Source organism: Agarivorans sp. Toyoura001 (assembly GCF_005405585.1).
Lineage (GTDB): Bacteria > Pseudomonadota > Gammaproteobacteria > Enterobacterales > Celerinatantimonadaceae > Agarivorans.
The window spans coordinates 1-19171 of sequence record NZ_BJEQ01000028.1 but is presented as its reverse complement, the minus strand read 5'-3'; the positions used below and the strand labels follow the sequence as shown (position 1 = coordinate 19171).

General features: G+C 44.2%; 14 protein-coding genes. 9 read left to right on the top strand and 5 right to left on the bottom strand.

Annotated elements, in window-relative coordinates:
• Positions 1-74: 74 nt before the first annotated feature.
• From FFR00_RS20675 to tkt, 5 genes are all read right to left on the bottom strand, one after another.
• Entirely contained in the window at positions 75-5570 is a 5496-nt protein-coding gene (locus tag FFR00_RS20675) for a retention module-containing protein (RefSeq protein WP_137675320.1), read from the bottom strand.
• A gap of 435 nt (positions 5571-6005) precedes the next feature.
• A complete protein-coding gene (gene fbaA / locus FFR00_RS20670; RefSeq protein WP_137675319.1) occupies positions 6006-7082 on the bottom strand; it encodes a class II fructose-bisphosphate aldolase in 1077 nt (358 codons plus the stop codon).
• Positions 7083-7180: 98 nt separating this feature from the next.
• Positions 7181-8344, bottom strand: coding sequence for a phosphoglycerate kinase (locus FFR00_RS20665; RefSeq protein WP_137675318.1), 1164 nt, complete (start codon positions 8342-8344; stop codon positions 7181-7183).
• Between the two features lie 57 nt (positions 8345-8401).
• The gene (gene epd / locus FFR00_RS20660; protein WP_137675317.1) at positions 8402-9427 is read right to left on the bottom strand and encodes an erythrose-4-phosphate dehydrogenase; all 1026 of its coding nucleotides are present in this window, start codon (positions 9425-9427) and stop codon (positions 8402-8404) included.
• A gap of 86 nt (positions 9428-9513) precedes the next feature.
• On the bottom strand, positions 9514-11508 hold the full coding sequence (tkt, locus tag FFR00_RS20655; protein ID WP_137675316.1) for a transketolase: 1995 nt from the start codon (positions 11506-11508) through the stop codon (positions 9514-9516).
• A 208-nt stretch (positions 11509-11716) separates the two neighbouring features.
• On the opposite strand from tkt, the gene FFR00_RS20650 reads away from it, so the two are divergent.
• The 9 genes from FFR00_RS20650 to FFR00_RS20610 form a co-directional block, all read left to right on the top strand.
• Positions 11717-12988: a chloride channel protein gene (locus FFR00_RS20650; protein ID WP_137675315.1), complete on the top strand. Its 1272-nt coding sequence runs from the start codon at positions 11717-11719 to the stop codon at positions 12986-12988.
• Between the two features lie 388 nt (positions 12989-13376).
• Positions 13377-13922 (top strand): hypothetical protein, encoded by a 546-nt coding sequence (locus FFR00_RS20645; RefSeq protein ID WP_137675314.1) that lies wholly within the window; start codon positions 13377-13379, stop codon positions 13920-13922.
• Positions 13923-14329: 407 nt separating this feature from the next.
• A complete protein-coding gene (gene metK, locus FFR00_RS20640) occupies positions 14330-15481 on the top strand; it encodes a methionine adenosyltransferase (protein WP_137675313.1) in 1152 nt (383 codons plus the stop codon).
• Positions 15482-15597: 116 nt separating this feature from the next.
• Positions 15598-16068 carry a SprT family zinc-dependent metalloprotease gene (locus FFR00_RS20635; RefSeq protein WP_137675312.1) on the top strand — a complete coding sequence of 157 codons (471 nt, stop codon included), beginning with the start codon at positions 15598-15600 and terminating at the stop codon, positions 16066-16068.
• 121 nt (positions 16069-16189) lie between these two features.
• Complete coding sequence (gene rsmE, locus FFR00_RS20630) at positions 16190-16921, top strand: 16S rRNA (uracil(1498)-N(3))-methyltransferase (RefSeq protein ID WP_137675311.1); 732 nt, start codon at positions 16190-16192, stop codon at positions 16919-16921.
• A complete protein-coding gene (gene gshB / locus FFR00_RS20625) occupies positions 16922-17878 on the top strand; it encodes a glutathione synthase (RefSeq protein WP_137675310.1) in 957 nt (318 codons plus the stop codon). It abuts the gene before it with no gap.
• Between the two features lie 27 nt (positions 17879-17905).
• Complete coding sequence (locus FFR00_RS20620) at positions 17906-18469, top strand: YqgE/AlgH family protein (protein ID WP_137675309.1); 564 nt, start codon at positions 17906-17908, stop codon at positions 18467-18469.
• Positions 18470-18563: 94 nt separating this feature from the next.
• Entirely contained in the window at positions 18564-18992 is a 429-nt protein-coding gene (gene ruvX, locus FFR00_RS20615) for a Holliday junction resolvase RuvX (RefSeq protein ID WP_137675308.1), read from the top strand.
• Between the two features lie 93 nt (positions 18993-19085).
• The coding region (locus FFR00_RS20610; protein WP_137672878.1) for a valyl-tRNA synthetase at positions 19086-19171 on the top strand (86 nt) is incomplete at its 3' end.

The window sequence follows — 19171 nt, the reverse complement described above, 5'->3', positions numbered from 1 at the left end:
CTTTCCTAAATATAAAACATCAAGAGTAAGCCTTAGCTTACTCTTGAAAGTGGGTTTTCCCAAACGTAAACGGCCTAGTTGTCTATATTAAGCTGCTGATCTTCAATCAATTGAGTCAAAATATCATTATCACTCATACCACTGAAATCGACATCTTTAAGGGTGATCGTTTGATGAACACTCTCGCCATTAGCCCCACCATCTTTATCAATTGATATGATCGTTTCAACAGCGCCACCATTGCTTATGGTTTCAAACGACAAATAAGATTCTAAACTCGCTTCCGTTTCGCCTTGTAATAAATCACTCAAGTTAAGTACATCAGGGGCGTTATTCGGATCACTATCGTCTTTTAAGGTAAAGTCGTTAATGGTGTCATTAGTGGTGCCTTGATCGTCACCGTCAAGCCAAGCAAACATATCACTATCATCACCACCAATTAATACGTCGTTACCTTGGCCACCAATTAAAGTGTCAGCTCCTATACCGCCCATTAACAAGTCAGCACCTTCACCGCCTTCTAGTTGATCGTCGCCAGCATAGCCTACCAAGGCATCATCACCCGCTTCACCAGTAATGGTATTGGCAAACTCATTACCCACCAATACCTCATCGCCATCTCCGCCATCAACAGAGTTACCATGAACACCAATAAGCTCTGCAGTTGCAGTATCGATAACATCGTTAGTATCATCAATAATGGTATAGTCAAATTGCTCCTGCACATCATCATCAGCTTTTTTTACATAATCCGCGTTGGTTACGTCAATAGTTAAATAAAGCTGATAATCACCACTCTTTGAAGGGTTGTCAGCGACTATTTGGAAATAGTACTCACCTTCATATTGGGCTTCATAACCATCTTTGGGGCCCTGCCAGTTTTCACCAAATTTAGTTATCAATTTACCGTCTTTATCATAAAGATATAGATCTGTTTTCACAGAAGGTTGTCCCGAAACAGGATCCATGTTTGCCCAGATTTTTTCACCTTTCGCTAGAGATATCTTTAACCAATCCTGATCATGACCATTAGTAGCGTCACTATCACTAGCAAGGCTTCCTTTAAATGAATATGAATACCCATTAGGTAACTGAATAAAATCAGCATCATTAGAGCTAAATAGAGAACGGTCAGTTAAATCTACAGCAGTTGCGAGGCTATTGTTAAGACCATTTAATTCACTATCATTCTCATTTTCTGAGCCGGTGATAGCTTTATCTTCAGTTTCAAAGTTACTATCGTGAATACCTAGGCCTACATCATCAATTGAACTAAATAGAATTTCATCGCTGCCAGCCACAGAACCGCCTACGACATTATCGATTTCAAGCAAAGAGATCTCTTCGCCAGTGTCATTCCACAGCAAGGCCAAACTTGGTACGCTAATTGTGCTACTACCATCTTGGTTTGTAATAATGACATCACGATTAGCATCTACAGCTGCTTCAAATATAGTACTAATTTCAATATCAATAGAATGAGAGTCGCCATCCAAGTCCGTTACTGAGACCTCTAAACTCTCTTGTTTACCCCATCCATCGCTATCTACATCCAACTCATATGAATAAGCTCCTGTAGAAAAATCAAGCAAAAACAAACCACCCAAAGCCGTTGTAATATTGATGTTTTTCGCCTGCTGTGGTTCAGCGTATGGGTCATAATAATAAGTGTGGGGGCCAGAAACTGTCTCAATAGTAATAGTGCTTACATACCCTTCATCGGCTCCGACCATAAAACCATTAGTTGAAGCTGTTTTGAACAGACCCAAAGAAGCCTCAATATCAGAGTCAAGATAGCTTTTTATAAGTGTAACCGAGAGGTCGTTTACATCTTCGACAATAAAAGCAAATTCATCGGTTGCTGATTCCGAAGCTACATCTTCTAGAACCCCCAAATCTGCATCACCAATCCCAATACCATAGCTGGTGTCTAGGTTATTTTCGACAAAGGAATCCCATGCAGCTAATCCATTTAGACCTTCATACTCAACAGTGTCATCAACACCGTGACCAGAAGTAGGTTCACCATCAGAGATAAAATACAACAAAGTGTTGTCAGCAAGCGGTTGATTAATCGAGGTACTGGTCGCTATCACTTCATTCAGAGCCAAATCATAATGGGTCCCCCCTCCCGAATTAAGGCTTTCAAGGAAACTAATTGCTTCAGATACATCGTCACTAATCCAACCACTAGTCTTCACCGATTCCGAAAAACCAATGACCTGAACGTTTACATTTCCGCGAGAGTCTGCCTGTTCAATCAGGCCAGATAAAGCTTCTACAGCAATACCAAGATAATCCCCTCCGTTCGTCATACTGGCAGAAGTATCGAGTACCAACACTAAGTTCGTAGTCACTAATAGAGGTCTAGAAGCTAAGTTATGATATACATCGCTACCCACCGGAGCATCATCAACGATACTAACTTCTAAGTTGCCTTGAGTAGCGAAGCCCTCTGCGGGGTTACTCACAACATAATCGAAGCTTTCGGTGACGCTATCACCTTTAAGACTTGACGAGTTCAATTGGTACTCGTAATCGCCTTTGAAAAAACCGTTGTAGTCTTCGGTATAAACCGTTAGCGAGCCTTGTTCAGTATCAAAGCTAATCACACCATTTACGTCAGCAGTGTTCACTCCACCATCATAACCGATACTAGAAATGGCTAAGCCATCAACCACCCCACCATCATTACTGAGCAAGTTACCCGTTGTTAGCGTAGCTGCGACGCCAGCGTCCGAACCAGTATCTAAACCAGCTTCAAATACTTGCGCTGAATCATTAACGAGATCAACGACATTTCCAGATACGCTAGCTGAACTTTCAGCGCCAAATTCGTCCTGTAAAACATAATTAAAATCAACTGCGCCATTACCATCTGCATTAGCAGTAAAGCTAATTACTCCTGCCGCTGTCACGTTAACAACACCATTGGCTACAGCAATATCTTGCGCAATTCTCGGGGTAAGTTCTGTGCCGTTAATTGATTTAATGCTTATCGCATCACCTTCCAGATCGCTATCGTTAGCCAACAAATCTAATTGGACAGATTCAGAAGGCGCTACATTTGAGAAATCATCGTCTTGAGCATCTGGCGCGTCATTATCTGGTCTTAAATCTAAGCTGGCACTGCCGCCTACCGTTTGCGGGTCACTAGCGCCATTTGTACTGCCATTGTCGGTGATGTCGTAGCTGAAACTCACTTCGGTATCGTCATTAGCAGCTGGCGTATAAGTCCAAGTACCGTCGTTGTTATTAACTAAGCTACCGCTCCCTGCGCTAATTTGCAGGTTGCTTACCGCTAAGTCATCACCTTCGATATCTGCTGCGCTAGCTAACAGTTCATCACTGGTTATAGTAAGTGCACCGCTGTCTTCTGCTATCGGCGTTAATACCACCGCATCGGTTTCCGGTGCATCATTCACGGGAGTAATGTCTAAGCTGGCACTGCCGCTTACCGTTTGCGGGTCACTTGCGCCATTAGTACTGCCATTGTCGGTGATGTCGTAACTGAAGCTCACTTCTGTATCGTCATTAGCAGCTGGCGTGTAAGTCCAAGTACCGTCGTTGTTATTGACTAAGCTACCGCTCCCTGCGCTAATTTGCAGGTTGCTTACCGTTAAGTCATCACCTTCGATATCTCCTGCGCTAGCTAGTAGTTCATCACTAGTAATTGTACGTGCACCGCTGTCTTCAGCTATCGGCGTTAGTGCCACCGCATCGGTTTCCGGTGCATCATTCACACGAACAACATTCACGATGTCGCTATCAGTCGCGGTTTGTCCATTCGCGCTAACTTGAACACTAATGGAGAGTTCAGACAAGTTTAAAGCATCACTGTTTACTGCCGCCACGCCATCAGCGGTGAGTTTTACTTGGTTACCATCAATCACAAAATAACCATCGTCGTTATTCAACAACAGGTAAGCCTGCACATCTCCATCTGGATCGCTTGAGGTAAAATTGGCAACAATTGTATCTGTACTCACTGCATCTTCAGTGACGCTTTGAGCAACCACGTCTATCGTTGGAGCTTGATCTACAGGAGTGCTTGGTTCGTCGTCCACTCTTACAATGCTAAGCGTATCGCTATCAGTGGAAGTAAGGCCATTAGCTTCAACTTGAACGGTCAAATCCAAGCTTGTCAGATTTAAGCTGTCATCATTAATCGCCGCCACACCATCAGCGGTGAGTTTTACTTGGTTACCATCAATCACAAAATAACCATCGTCGTTATTCAACAACAGGTAAGCCTGCACATCTCCATCTGGATCGCTTGAGGTAAAATTGGCAACAATTGTATCTGTACTCACTGCATCTTCAGTGACGCTTTGAGCAACCACGTCTATCGTTGGAGCTTGATCTACAGGAGTGCTTGGTTCGTCGTCCACTCTTACAATGCTAAGCGTATCGCTATCAGTGGAAGTAAGGCCATTAGCTTCAACTTGAACGGTCAAATCCAAGCTTGTCAGATTTAAGCTGTCATCATTAATCGCCGCCACACCATCAGCAGTGAGTTTGACTTGGTTACCATCAATAACAAAATAGCCGTCATCGTTATTCAACAATTGGTAAGTTTGAACGTCACCATCAGGATCGTTTGAGGTAAAATTGGCAACAATTGTATCTGTGCTGACTGCATCTTCAGTGACGCTTTGAGCAACCACGTCTATCGTTGGAGCTTGATCTACAGGTGTGGCGGGCTCGTCGTCTACTCTAACAATCTCTACAGAAGCACTATCAGAAGCCGTTAGGCCATTAGCTTCAACTTGAATGGTTAAATTCAAAGTCGTTAAATTGAGTTGGTCATTGTTAACTGCAGCAATACCCGCATCACTCAACTTAATTTCGTTTCCATCAATAACAAAAAAACCGTCAGTATCATTTAGCAGGCTGTGATTTAAAACATCACCGTCGGCATCATTTGATGTAAAGCTAGCAATAACGGTATCGGCATCCACTAAATCTTCAGTAATACTTCCAGCAGTAAGCGTAATCGTTGGTGCTTGATCGGGACTAGGTGCAGGGGGAGTGGGAGTGGGTTCAGGTTGAGAGTTATCGATTGCTGCTAGCGGTTCTGGAGCGTTTGCATCAGAGTCAGTTTGGGCTGCATTAGTTGGAACTTGGGGAGCTTGGGTATTAAAACCAGTTTGAGCAATGGTTTCTCCACCAATTCGGTCGATCGTAATAAACCCACCGTTGCCAGCTGCTTCACCATCCGCAGCAGTAGGAGCGCCACCAGCCGCAGTCGCTTCAAACAACTCCGTTGGGTCAGCACCTTCTAAAATGGCTTGTTGCAAAGCGTCTACATCAAGATCGTTAGCCGCGCTTAAAGGGCCTTCTGCAATATCAACATTGGGAAGTTGAGTAGCACTATTGTCACCAAGCAGGTACTGGTCTTCACCATAGTAAAAGCCAAGTTGCGCACCTTGGGAAGTAATAATCATTTCGCCAGGCACAACACTATCCCCTGGTTGCAGGGATCTAATAGTGCCTTGGGCATCTACTGCAAACGCTTGTCCTTGTATTGATACAATCGTTGCATTTGATGTTGCAATGCTCTGTTCCATCTGATTATTCCTTTCAATCTTTATTTAACACGCCCGCTATCCGCAGCCAGCGACTCAGCCTATATCGAAGGGCTTAGAGTATAAATTTTAGTCAATAGACCTTAGTTTAACGAATGAATTTTTCTAATCTAAACCTAAGATCAAACATAAGAGCCTGAATAGCTTAGGAAAACACTTAATACTAAAACTATAAATATAGAAAATTCATTGGCTTATAAAGCTAAAGTAAAACAATCATGAACTAAAAGCGAGAAAATTGAAGAGGTAGGATAAGTGAACAAATAGCTGGTGGAGCAACACTTTAAACGTAAATTAAAATGTACAACTCATCAATTATGGCTGAAATAAATCCATCTAATACCATTTACTTGTGATTTAAAAACGAATAAGGCTCGCCAAAGCGAGCCTTAAGTAATATAGCCTTAGATGACTAAATTACAGCACGTCTACTGCATTTAAGTCAGAGAACGCTTTTTCTAAACGAGCAACCATTGAAGATTGACCAGCACGTAACCATACGCGAGGATCGTAGTGCTTCTTGTTAGGTTGATCAGCACCTTTAGGGTTACCGATTTGGCCTTGTAGGTAATCAAAGTTTTCAGCTGAGTAAGTACGGATACCATCCCAAGTTGCCCACTGAGTATCAGTGTCGATGTTCATTTTGATAACACCGTAGCCGATAGACTCTTGGATTTCTGCTTCAGAAGAACCAGAACCACCGTGGAATACAAAATTAAGTGCGTTTGGTGCAATACCAAATTTCTCAGCACAGTAAGCTTGTGAATCACGTAGAATAGTAGGAGTAAGTACTACGTTACCCGCTTGGTAAACACCGTGTACGTTACCGAAAGAAGCAGCAATAGTGAAACGTGGGCTAACAGCCATTAGTTTCTCGTATGCGTATGCTACGTCTTCAGGAGAAGTGTAAAGCTCAGATGCGTCCATGTCAGAGTTATCTACGCCGTCTTCTTCGCCACCAGTACAGCCAAGTTCGATTTCGATAGTCATGTTCATTTTAGCCATGCGCTCTAGGTACTTAGCACATGTATCAATGTTTTCTTCTAGAGACTCTTCACTTAGGTCAAGCATGTGAGAAGAGAAAAGAGGCTTACCAGTTTGAGCGAAGAACTCTTCACCAGCATCTAGAAGACCGTCGATCCAAGGAAGCAATTTCTTAGCCGCGTGGTCAGTGTGCAGGATAACTGGAACACCGTAGGTTTCAGCAACAGCGTGTACATATTTTGCACCAGCAACAGCACCAAGGATTTGAGCACCTTGACCTTCAAGTTTAACGCCTTTACCAGCGAAGAAACCTGCACCGCCGTTAGAGAACTGAACAACAACTGGAGACTTAACTTTAGCCGCAGCTTCTAGTACGCCGTTGATTGAGTCAGTGTTAACTACGTTTACCGCTGGTAGTGCGAATTTGTTTTCTTTAGCAATTTCGAAAACTTTCTGTACGTCATCACCAGAGATTACACCTGGTTTAACTGCGTCAAAGATCTTAGACATAGCAATGGTTCCATTTAGTCTTGTTGATTAAAAATTCTTGTTTCTGTAACAGAGTATTCTAATACAGAAAATCGGGAGCTGCGCTCCCGATTACGTTCTTAGCCTTTTGCACGCTCTTCAAGCATGGCTACAGCTGGTAATACTTTGCCTTCTACAAACTCTAGGAAAGCGCCGCCGCCCGTAGAGATGTAAGATACATCGGCTTTAATACCAAACTTGTCGATGGCCGCTAGTGTATCACCACCACCCGCTACAGAGAAGCCTGCAGACTCGGCGATAGCTTTAGAAATACCCGCGGTACCTGCTTCAAAATTCTTGAATTCAAATACGCCAACAGGGCCATTCCAAAGGATAGTTTTAGCATTGCCAATAATTTCAGCAAGAGCTGCTGTAGAATCTGGGCCTAAGTCGAAGATCATATCGTCGTCTTGTACTTCAGAAACATTTTTGATTTCAGCTTCTGCATTTTCATCAAAGGCTTTAGCACAGGCAACATCAGTGGCTACAGGAATAGCACACTCTTTCATTAGTTTTTTAGCGGTATCTACTAGGTCAGCTTCGTATAAAGATTTACCTACATTGTGGCCATCTGCAGCGATGAAAGTATTAGCAATACCGCCACCCACTACAAGTTGGTCAGCAATTTTAGATAAAGACTCAAGCACTGTTAATTTAGTTGATACTTTAGAACCGCCAACAATAGCCACTAACGGACGAGCTGGGTTGTCCATCGCTTTACCAAGCGCTTCTAGTTCAGCAGCAAGTAAAGGACCAGCACACGCTACAGGCGCGTTAGTACCTACGCCGTGGGTAGATGCTTGGGCGCGGTGAGCTGTACCAAATGCGTCCATAACGAAGATGTCACACAATGCAGCATACTTCTTAGATAGCTCTTCTTCGTTTTTCTTCTCGCCTTTGTTGAAGCGAACGTTCTCAAGAACAACCAATTCACCCGAGTTTAGCTCTAAGCCGTTTAGGTAATCTTTAGCTAGTTTAACGTCACAATCTAGTGCGTCGTTTAAGTAGTTAACTACAGGAGCTAGAGAGAATTCTTCAGCGTATTCGCCTTCAGTTGGACGACCTAGGTGAGAAGTAACCATTACTTTAGCGCCAGCTTCTATACAACGCTTAATAGTAGGAAGAGATGCTAGGATACGTGCATCAGAAGTTACTTTACCGTCTTTTACTGGAACGTTTAGATCAGCACGAATGAATACGCGTTTGCCTGCAAGATCTAAGTCGGTCATTTTGATAATTGACATTATCTGTCCTCTATAGTTTTAAAAATTAAACTTACAGTTTAGCCAGCATGGCTAAACCTACAATTCCGTGTTACTCATTAATTCAGCGGTATCTAACATGCGATTGGCGAAGCCCCATTCGTTGTCACACCAGGCCAACACTTTCACTAAATGTTCGCCGCTAACCCGTGTTTGAGAACCATCAATAATGCTTGAATGACTATCGTGATTAAAGTCGATAGACACCAAAGGTTCTTCGGTATAGCTCAATATGCCGCTTAATTTACCGCAAAGTGCTGCTTGTATGGCTTGATTTATATCAGAAACTGTAACTTTTTTACACAATGTTACACTCAAGTCCATCGCCGTAACGTTTTGCGTAGGCACCCTCACCGCAATGGCTTCAAACTTACCGGCGAATTTAGGCAAGATTCGCTCTACACCCTTAGCCAGCTTAGTATCAACAGGAATGATTGACTGCCCAGCCGCACGGGTTCTGCGTAAGTCAGTATGGTAGGCATCAATGACCTGTTGGTCGTTCATTGCTGAGTGAATTGTAGTAATAGTACCACATTCAACCCCAAAGGCTTCATCTAAGACCTGAATCACCGGTACGATACAATTGGTCGTACAAGAGCCATTTGAGACCACTTTGTCGCTAGCACTCAGCAAATCTTCATTTACACCATAGACTACCGTTTGATCTACGCAAGGATCGGCAGGGTGAGAAAACAAAACTTTCTTGGCCCCGGCGTCAATATGCATTTGCGCATCGGCCACCGAGCTAAAACGCCCAGTACATTCCATGACAATATCTACCGCTAAATCTTTCCACGGTAACTGATTGGGCTCGCGTTGATGCAGCAATTGAATGGCTTGACCTTCTACTGTGAGCTTTTCGCCTTGCAGCAATACATCTTCAGCAAACGTGCCGTGGGTAGAATCGTATTTAAGCAGATGAGCCATTGCTTCTGGGCTGGCTAGTTCATTAATCGCAACGATTTTGATTTTGTGTTGACGGTGAGATTCAAATAAAGCGCGAAGCACGCTGCGACCAATTCGGCCGAAACCATTTATCGCTACTTTGATAGGCTGACGAGGCATAATAATCGCCTTTTTCTATAACGCTGAAACAAAGAACCCTCTTAGCAGAGGGTTCTATTTATTACTGAACGAGCACTTGCAAGTGCTTACAGAAGTTCGTTCGCCATGTTCACTAAGTTTTCTTTAGTGAAACCAAATAGCTTGAACAATTCACCCGCTGGCGCTGACTCACCGAAGGTAGTCATACCCAGTACTTTGCCATCAAAGCCAACGTACTTGTACCAGAAGTCTGCAATTCCAGCTTCAACAGCAATACGTTTGCGTACAGCAATAGGTAACACTGATTCACGGTATTCTGGCGATTGTGCATCAAACACATCTGTGGCTGGCATCGAGACTACACGTACTGCTTTACCTGCAGCTGTTAGTTCATCCGCTGCTGCTACCGCTAGCTCAACTTCTGAACCTGTAGCAATCAAGATAAGCTCTGGCGTACCTGCGCAATCTTTCAGTACGTAACCACCACGCGCAACATCAGCAAGTTGCTGTGCATCACGCGGTTGCGGCGCTAACCCTTGACGAGAGAAGATAAGCGAAGTTGGGCTATCGGTACTTTCTACCGCATGACGCCAAGCAACTGCAGACTCTACTGAATCACATGGACGCCAGGTGCTCATGTTAGGTGTTAAACGTAAGCTAGCAGTTTGCTCTACCGCTTGGTGAGTTGGGCCATCTTCGCCCAAACCAATTGAATCGTGGGTATAAACAAAAATTGCCGGTTGCTTCATCAAAGCAGCCATACGCAAAGCGTTACGTGCATATTCCATAAACATTAGGAACGTAGCACCGTAAGGCTTTAAACCACCATGCAAAGTCATACCATTCATAATGGCCGACATACCAAACTCACGCACACCGTAGTGCATGTAGTTGCCTGATGCGTCTTCAGCGGTTACCGCTTCAGAACCAGACCACATAGTAAGGTTAGATGGTGCTAAATCAGCACTGCCACCTAGTAGCTCTGGCAATTTAGGGCCAAAGGCTTCTAAGGTTTTTTGTGAAGACTGACGAGTAGCAATTTTAGCTTGGCTTGCTTGAAGCTCGCTAATGTAGTTGTCGGCAAACTCTTTCCAATCACTTGGCATTTGGCCAGTCACACGACGCTTGAACTCAGCTGCTAGTGCTGGGTGAGCCGCTTCATAGCCGGCAAACAATTGGTTCCACTCTGACTGTGATTTCTCACCCGCAGTTTTAGCGTCCCACGCTTGGTAAACATCTTGTGGGATTTCAAACGCAGCATGTGGCCAGTTTAAGAACTCACGAGCAGCTGCAATCTCTTCAGCGCCTAGTGGAGCACCGTGACAATCATGGCTACCCGATTTGTTTGGCGAACCAAAACCAATCACTGTTTTACAACAAATCATGGTTGGGCGAGTCGTTTCAGCCTGAGCGGCTTTAATCGCTGCGCTAATGGCTTCACTATCGTGGCCATCTACGCCACCAATTACATGCCAGCCGTAAGATTCAAAACGCTTAACGGTATCGTCGGTAAACCAACCTTCTACGTCACCATCAATAGAGATGCCATTGTCATCCCAGAATGCGATAAGTTTACCTAGGCCTTGAGTGCCCGCTAAAGAACAAGCTTCATGCGAGATACCTTCCATCAAACAACCATCACCTAAGAAGGTGTAAGTGTAGTGATCAACAACCGGGAAACCATCTTGGTTAAATTGCGCCGCTAAGATTTTCTCAGCCAGTGCCATACCTACGGCATTAGTAATGCCTTGGCCTAGCGGGCCAGTAGTGGTTTCTACGCCAGGTGCGTAACCGTACTCTGGGTGACCAGGTGTTTTAGAATGAAGCTGACGGAAGTTTTTAAGCTCTTCAATCGGAAGTTGATACCCAGATAGGTGCAACAGAGAATACAGCAACATAGAGCCATGGCCGTTAGATAAAACAAAGCGGTCACGGTCTGCCCAAGTTGGGTCAGTTGGATTGTGTTTCAAAAAGTCGCGCCATAGAACTTCAGCAATATCAGCCATTCCCATTGGAGCACCAGGGTGACCAGAGTTAGCTTGCTGAACTGCATCCATACTTAAAGCACGGATAGCATTGGCGTATTGACGACGAGAAGACATGAATTTCTCCTGCAAATATTAGGGCTATAGGGTGTCGAGAGGCGCGTATTGTCACAAAGTCAACGGTGTTACTCAATAAATATCTAAAAAGAATAACCAGATTTATTAAAAAACTCTGCTAATTGCTTAAGCAAACACATATTTACAGCTGACAAGGACGTGATAAAGTCTTGATACAAGAAATATTGAGGGACGGTAAACCAACTAGATGGCAAATAATTTTGCATTTCGCAGCCGCAGTTTTTTTGTTTACCTGTTCATTGGTTTGTTCTCTAGTGGTATTGCCTTGCTATTTAGCGACCTTGCCCACCTTAATCCTAATCTTTTGCTTAATCAGCCCCTTCCACCATACTCGCTTCCTTTACTCGCGGCCTTAAGCATCTTGTTTCTTGAACGGCTGTTTGCTAACTACAAACAAGTGGGTTTAATTTTTGTGGTTAAAGCCTACCATTTTGATGAAGGGCAACTTCATTGGGGCAATTTAGCTTATCAATTCGCAGTGGGACTAATACTTACTTGGGGTGGTTTCGCTGTTGGCGTAGTTGGGCCTGCTTGTTACCTTACCGCAGTAGTGGCCAGTAATCTCTCCCACGCCGCTCGCCTTACTCAAGGACAAATTCGCTTAAGTGTCGCTTGCGGCACGGCGGCAGCAGTAGCAGCTTTATTTAATGCGCCGCTTGCCGGCACCGTAATTGCCTACGAATTAGTAATGCGTCGCTTTAATTGGCGCTCAATTGCTACCATTGCAATATGCGCCTATACGGCTAGCGTTGTTTCCGATCTACATGGTGGCAGTATGTTAAGCATCGACCTCCCCGACCAATCGTTTACTTGGACGGAGCTGCCTCAATTTGCGTTGCTTGGCATGTTGTGTGGTTTATTTGCCACTTTATTGGTGCGAGCGATTCGTTCTATTCCAACACTTAAGCGCAGTTATGCAGTGGCTATCGCTGCAGGTATCACTGCCTTAGCGGGAGTAATTAATCCACACTGGTTAGGTTTAGAGCCCATTACTCCAAATGGCTTATTGAGCTGGGAATTAGCCTTAACTGAACAACACCTGTGGCTGCTTGCCAGAATAGTACTCACCACAGTAGCCTTAGCCTTTGCTTTGCCTGGCGGGAGCTTAGGGCCCATGTTAGTGATTGGTGGAATTTTAGGTAGCATTATCGGTAATGTAATTCCCAATGCCCCCAACTCGATGCTTGTTATCGTTGGCATGGGCGCAATGTTTGGTGCTGTTTTTCGCACTCCTTGGGCCGCATTCTTACTCATTACCGAACAAACCCTACAAGTAGAGATTGTGCTGCCGGCGATTGTGGCCTGTTTGTGTGCCAGCGCTGTTGCCAAGTATCTATTCCGTTCGCCTAGTTTGATCGAGCAACAATTACTTAATGCCCAGATCCGCTTAATCAATAGCCCAGTACTGGTAAAAGAAGAAAACAAAACCTTAAACAACGAACAATTACAACAACACTAATTCAAATTGACGACTATTTATGTGCCGATGCTGCCGTCAATATATCTTCATCTGAGTGGCCTACTCGCTAACTTAATCAAGCAACAAGAACTCAACCCGCAAACTTGCATAACCAATAGATGCAGTGCTATTTCATAAAAACCAACCCTAGGCGGTTGAGTAGAGTTGTATAAACGGATAATCCCTTATTAAGCAAGATAAAGCTTTGCCTCTAAAGTATTGATTTAACCTATACAATCACCTCAACCAGCAACTATTCACTTAAATATTTGGTTTATTTAAAAATGAGAGCGCTATCACAGTAAATTACTGTGGGCTTACGGCTTAGAGTGATCTACTATGCCAGAGATATTAATAGTGGCTTTGTATTTATAGAGGGAAATTTTTTATGCGCCGCCTAGTTGTACTGTTAATAATGGCTATGTTACCTAGCCAAGTTTTAGCTTCAGTCAATACCGAAACCACCACTTTCCGCCCTAATAGTCGGGTTATAGAAAGCTTCACCGATAAGTATGGTGTAAGCACTAAACAAATACCTAGCCTCAAAAAATTTGATGCTGGCCAATACTTCTACTCACAACGTCTTGAGTACTATGAATTCATTTGGTCATGTAAAGAATACGGTGATAATGGCCAATGCCTAGATTTAGTGCGTAGCCCTCGCCCCCCCTTACGTTTAGTGTCTTTTGTGCATGACCGTAATGACGAAAGTAAGATCCAAGCTGATTTGGTGATGATTTATAACCAGCAGAACGAAAAGAAAATTGAGCTCATCAATCTCAGTAAAGACAAATCTGCGCGTAGCAAATATCAAGTTTCTACCCTACCAATATTATTAGTGGTACGTGGCGATAAAGAAATTGCGCGAAAAACCGGACTAGAAACTCGCCAAAACATGAGCAACTGGATTAAGCATGAACTCGGCAAGCCTTAATAAAGCCGCTTAATTAAAGCTGGAAACACTTAGCCGCCCCCGAGGCGGCTAAGTTATCTTTATACACTAGCGACAATATCCATTTTGTTAGGTTCTTAATAAGCCATAAAGAAGCACTACCATTCCCCTTTAAGATATATCACCAGCCCGAATTGAACACATTTAAGGCCACCAGTTAGCCCCCTTATTCTTAAGATAGAATGGTGAATGAGCATTGAATAAACGCCTGCCAAGCATCCTGTCAGCACTATCCAGCACTAAGCAAAACAAACCAATACAACAAAACTAATCCACTAAGGTGAATTTTTTTCATTAATAAGCGCTAGCAAATCTGTAAACCCTCACTTAGAATAGACGTCCAGATGGTAAAACATCCATACGTATATAATCATTTACGAGATATAAACATGGCTACTCATTTATTTACTTCAGAATCAGTGTCTGAAGGGCATCCAGATAAAATTGCAGATCAAATCTCTGACGCAGTATTAGACGCAATCTTAGAGCAAGACCCTAAGGCACGTGTAGCCTGTGAAACTTACGTAAAAACCGGCATGGTAATGGTAGGTGGTGAAATTAACACCTCAGCTTGGGTTGATATTGAAGAGATTACTCGCTCAACTGTGCGCGACATAGGTTACACCCACTCAGACATGGGCTTTGATGCCGATTCTTGTGCGGTACTCAACGTTGTGGGCAAGCAAAGCCCAGACATTAACCAAGGTGTTGACCGCTCTCGCCCAGAAGAACAAGGCGCTGGCGACCAAGGTTTAATGTTTGGTTATGCCACCAATGAAACCGACGTATTGATGCCTGCCCCTATCACTTACTCGCATCTGTTGGTTAAGCGCCAAGCAGAAGTACGTAAAAATGGCACCTTAGATTGGTTACGCCCAGATGCAAAATCGCAAGTCACCTTTGCTTACGAAAACGGCATCATCACTGGCGTTGACGCGGTCGTGTTATCTACTCAGCATTGTGACAGCATTTCTACTGCCGATTTACGTGAAGCAGTAATGGAAGAGATCATTAAGCCAGTATTGCCAGCGCAATGGTTAAATGAAAATACTCAATACCATATAAACCCAACTGGTCGTTTTGTAATTGGTGGCCCAATGGGTGACTGTGGTTTAACCGGTCGTAAAATTATTGTAGATACCTACGGCGGCATGGCGCGTCATGGCGGCGGTGCATTCTCTGGTAAAGATCCTTCAAAAGTAGACCGTAGTGCAGCTTATGCTGGTCGTTACGTAGCTAAGAACATTGTGGCTGCAGGTTTAGCAGACCGCTGTGAAATTCAAGTGTCTTACGCCATTGGTGTTGCAGAGCCTACCTCAATTAGCATTGAAACCTTTGGTACAGGCAAAATTGCCGACGACAAATTGGTTGCATTAGTACGCAAACACTTCGATCTACGCCCTTACGGTATTCTAAGCATGCTAGATTTGGAGCGTCCCATCTACAAAGCAACAGCGGCTTACGGCCACTTTGGTCGTGAAGAATTCCCTTGGGAAGCGACTGATAAAGCAGAGTTACTAAAGAGCGAAGCTGGCCTATAAGCCAGAGGTAAACTCGCCAAGCTAAGCCGAAAGCGTATAATCCTTGATTATCCTTTCGGCTTTTTTGATCGTTAAACATTACTGACCATTTAACACTATGGAGAACTCAAGTTAGCGTGCAACGCCTAAACCAAACCGTAGAAAATTGCTTTATCCAAGCTGAGACTTTTTTTGAGCGAACATTTACCCGCCCAGAAATACTGTTGTCGGCGCGTAATAGCAAAGTGGCAGGCAGTGCTAACTTAAGCCGCTGGCGTTTGCGCTTTAATGCCCACTTTTATCAGCAGCAACCTGAACACTTTCTAGCACAAACCGTTCCTCATGAAGTCGCCCATATCATCTGCCATGCGGTGTATGGCCGCGTAAAACCACACGGTAAAGAGTGGCAAGCCATTATGTTAAACGTATTTAACTGCCCGCCGCACACCACCCATAACTACTCGCTTGAAAGCATAAAAATCAACAGCGTTGAATACCGCTGTGCGTGCCAAAGTCACCTGCTCAGCATCCGTCGCCACAACAAGGTACTTAAAGGCGCGAGCTATCAATGCCGCACCTGCAGACAGGTTCTTCAAATAAGTCAGTGAAGAGAGGTACCTTATCCTTCCCAGATTCATAGAGTTGCTGGGAATAAACCAGCAATAGGTTTATTCTTTAGCAGTAAAACCAACCATTTTTCTTGCTAGATTACGGAGCCACCTTTTTACCATGCGCATTCCTCGTATTTATCAGTCTCAATCGCTCGCGCTACATCAACTCACAGAGCTAGATGAAGAAGCCGCTAATCATGTGGGCCGAGTATTAAGAATGGAAGCAGGTCAGCTACTCGAGCTATTTAATAGCGATGGCAACAACTACCCAGCCATCATTGAGAGCAGCAGTAAAAAGCATGTATCGGTAAAAATTACTGAAGTGCATATCAATGATTCTGAATCACCGCTAGATATCCACCTAGGCCAAGTTATTTCTCGTGGTGATCGCATGGAATTCACCATTCAAAAATCTGTAGAGCTAGGCGTAAACAAAATTACCCCTCTTACCAGCGAGCGCTGTGGCGTAAAACTGAATCAAGAACGGTTCGAGAAAAAACGCCAGCAATGGCAAAAAATTGCAATCGCTGCCTGCGAGCAATCAGGCAGAAGCATCGTGCCTGAAGTAGCACAGCTACAAAGTTTAGAGCAATGGGCTAGCGAGACCTCATCAGCAATGAAGTTGAATTTGCATCCAAAGGCCCCATATAGCATTAAGACCCTGCCTACTCCTGAAAATGGAGTACGCTTACTAATTGGGCCAGAAGGCGGCTTAAGTGCTCAAGAAATTGAAGTATGTAATCAATACCAATTTCAAGAGACCATTTTAGGCCCCCGTGTATTGCGCACAGAAACCGCCGCATTAACGGCAATCACCGCTTTGCAGTGTCAATTTGGAGACTTAGCATAAATGAGTATTAAACTCGGTATCGTGATGGACCCCATCGCCAACATTAACATTAAAAAAGACTCAAGCTTTGCCATGTTGATGGAAGCGCAAAAGCGCGGCTACGAAATTTACTACATGGAAATGCAAGATCTTTACTTAGATGGCGGCCGTGCGGCGGCCAATATGCGCCCACTTGCGGTACAAGAGAATCCCCAATCTTGGTACGAACTTGGCAGCCAAGTAGACCAGAGCCTCAGTGAGCTCGACGTGATACTGATGCGTAAAGATCCACCTTTTGATACTGAATTTATTTACGCCACCTACATACTAGAGCGCGCAGAAGCTGAAGGCAGTTTAATTATTAACAAGCCACAAAGCCTACGTGACGCCAACGAAAAGCTGTTTACCGCATGGTTCTCTGAATTTACGCCAACGACCTTAGTTAGTAGCGACATGCCGCGTCTTAAAGCGTTTCATCAACAACATAAAGACGTCATTATGAAGCCGCTAGACGGCATGGGTGGCGCGTCTATATTCCGCCTAAAAGATGGCGATCCTAATGTAGGCGTAATCTTAGAAACCCTCACCAATCACGGTCAAGAATATTGCATGGCGCAAAAGTTCATCCCCGAGATTGTAGATGGTGATAAGCGTATTTTGATTGTAGACGGCGAGCCAATGCCTTATTGCTTAGCGCGCATTCCCTCTAAAGGAGAAACTCGCGGTAACTTAGCAGCAGGAGGCCGTGGTGTTGCACAACCGCTTTCTGAAAGCGATTGGAACATTGCCAACTCCATTGGTCCATCTCTTAAAGAAAAGGGCTTAGTCTTTGTGGGCTTAGACGTGATTGGCGATAAAGTCACCGAAATTAACGTTACCAGCCCAACTTGTATAAAAGAGATTGAAGCCGCCTATGATATATCTATCACTGGCAAGTTAATGGATGCGATTGAAGCTAGACTTAAAGCATCAACCTAGACAGTAGTAAGGTTTAATTTGGACGCAATGAATACCCTGCAAAACCAGTTTTTAATCGCCATGCCGAGCCTGAACGACCCGTTCTTTAAGCGCTCGGTAGTTTACCTTTGCGAGCACAACGATGAAGGCGCTATGGGCCTAGTCATCAATGTACCTGTCGATCTATCGGTAGAGTCGTTGCTAGAGCAAATAGAATTGCAAGATCAGGTAGAAATGATCCGCCAAGATTTAGATAAACCGGTTTACCAAGGTGGACCAGTGGCTCAAGAGCGCGGTTTTGTTTTGCACTCGCCAGTTAAAGGCTTTAGTAGTAGCTTAGAAATAAGCGATGAACTGATGGTGACCACCTCAAAAGATGTGCTCGATACCCTAGGCACAGATTCTCAACCCAGTGAATACATTGTTACCTTAGGTTACGCCAGCTGGGAAGCGGGTCAGTTAGAGCAAGAGATTGCCGAAAACTCTTGGCTAACCCTGCCCGCCAGTACCGATATCATTTTTAGGACACCAAGCCATAAGCGCTGGGAAGCCGCGGCCAATCATTTAGGTATCGATATTTGGCAACTATCTAGCCAAGTAGGACACGCGTAATGAACACACATCAACATCGTTCTTGCTTAACTCTAAGTGCAGCTTGGCTAGGTTTATGGCAGCCCTCTAACACTAAACCAGCAGGGCGAACATAATGGCGCGCGATGGAGAACGTTCAGTACTGGCTTTTGATTTTGGAACCAAAAGCATTGGCGTAGCCATTGGTCAAGAACTCACCGGCAGCGCTAAGCCATTAACCGCAATTAAAGCACAAGATGGGATCCCTTCATGGCCCCTATTGGAAAAGCTACTAGAACAATGGCAGCCTGATTTATTAGTGATTGGTTTACCGCTGAATATGGACGGTACCGAGCAAGACATTACGAGCCGCGCCAAGAAGTTCGCCAACCGCTTACACGGCCGCTTTGGCTACCAAATTGCGATGCAAGACGAACGACTAACCACAGTAGATGCCAAAGAAAAGTTATTTGAATTAGGTGGCTATAAAGCCCTTGAAAAAGGCGCGGTAGACAGCCTAGCAGCCGCTCTTATCTTTGAAAGCTGGTGCGCAGAACAATATTAAGCTTACAAACATAAAAAAGCCTCGAGAGTATCGAGGCTTTTTTATGTTGCATTGTCCCGTCCGGAAATAGGTTGACATAAAGAGGACGTCTTTATGACAACACCCATTAACTCAAGCCGTAAGCGCACACAACGAGATTACACCTTAGCCTTTAAATTAGGTGTCGTAGCGCGCATCGA

What these genes read in the sequence shown, in the direction of transcription:
- FFR00_RS20675 (WP_137675320.1), bottom strand. Translation starts at nt 5,570, where the DNA reads ATGGAACAGAGCATTGCAACATCAAATGCAACGATTGTATCAATACAA.
- fbaA (WP_137675319.1), bottom strand. Translation starts at nt 7,082, where the DNA reads ATGTCTAAGATCTTTGACGCAGTTAAACCAGGTGTAATCTCTGGTGAT.
- FFR00_RS20665 (WP_137675318.1), bottom strand. Translation starts at nt 8,344, where the DNA reads ATGTCAATTATCAAAATGACCGACTTAGATCTTGCAGGCAAACGCGTA.
- epd (WP_137675317.1), bottom strand. Translation starts at nt 9,427, where the DNA reads ATGCCTCGTCAGCCTATCAAAGTAGCGATAAATGGTTTCGGCCGAATT.
- tkt (WP_137675316.1), bottom strand. Translation starts at nt 11,508, where the DNA reads ATGTCTTCTCGTCGTCAATACGCCAATGCTATCCGTGCTTTAAGTATG.
- FFR00_RS20650 (WP_137675315.1), top strand. Translation starts at nt 11,717, where the DNA reads ATGGCAAATAATTTTGCATTTCGCAGCCGCAGTTTTTTTGTTTACCTG.
- FFR00_RS20645 (WP_137675314.1), top strand. Translation starts at nt 13,377, where the DNA reads ATGCGCCGCCTAGTTGTACTGTTAATAATGGCTATGTTACCTAGCCAA.
- metK (WP_137675313.1), top strand. Translation starts at nt 14,330, where the DNA reads ATGGCTACTCATTTATTTACTTCAGAATCAGTGTCTGAAGGGCATCCA.
- rsmE (WP_137675311.1), top strand. Translation starts at nt 16,190, where the DNA reads ATGCGCATTCCTCGTATTTATCAGTCTCAATCGCTCGCGCTACATCAA.
- gshB (WP_137675310.1), top strand. Translation starts at nt 16,922, where the DNA reads ATGAGTATTAAACTCGGTATCGTGATGGACCCCATCGCCAACATTAAC.
- FFR00_RS20620 (WP_137675309.1), top strand. Translation starts at nt 17,906, where the DNA reads ATGAATACCCTGCAAAACCAGTTTTTAATCGCCATGCCGAGCCTGAAC.
- ruvX (WP_137675308.1), top strand. Translation starts at nt 18,564, where the DNA reads ATGGCGCGCGATGGAGAACGTTCAGTACTGGCTTTTGATTTTGGAACC.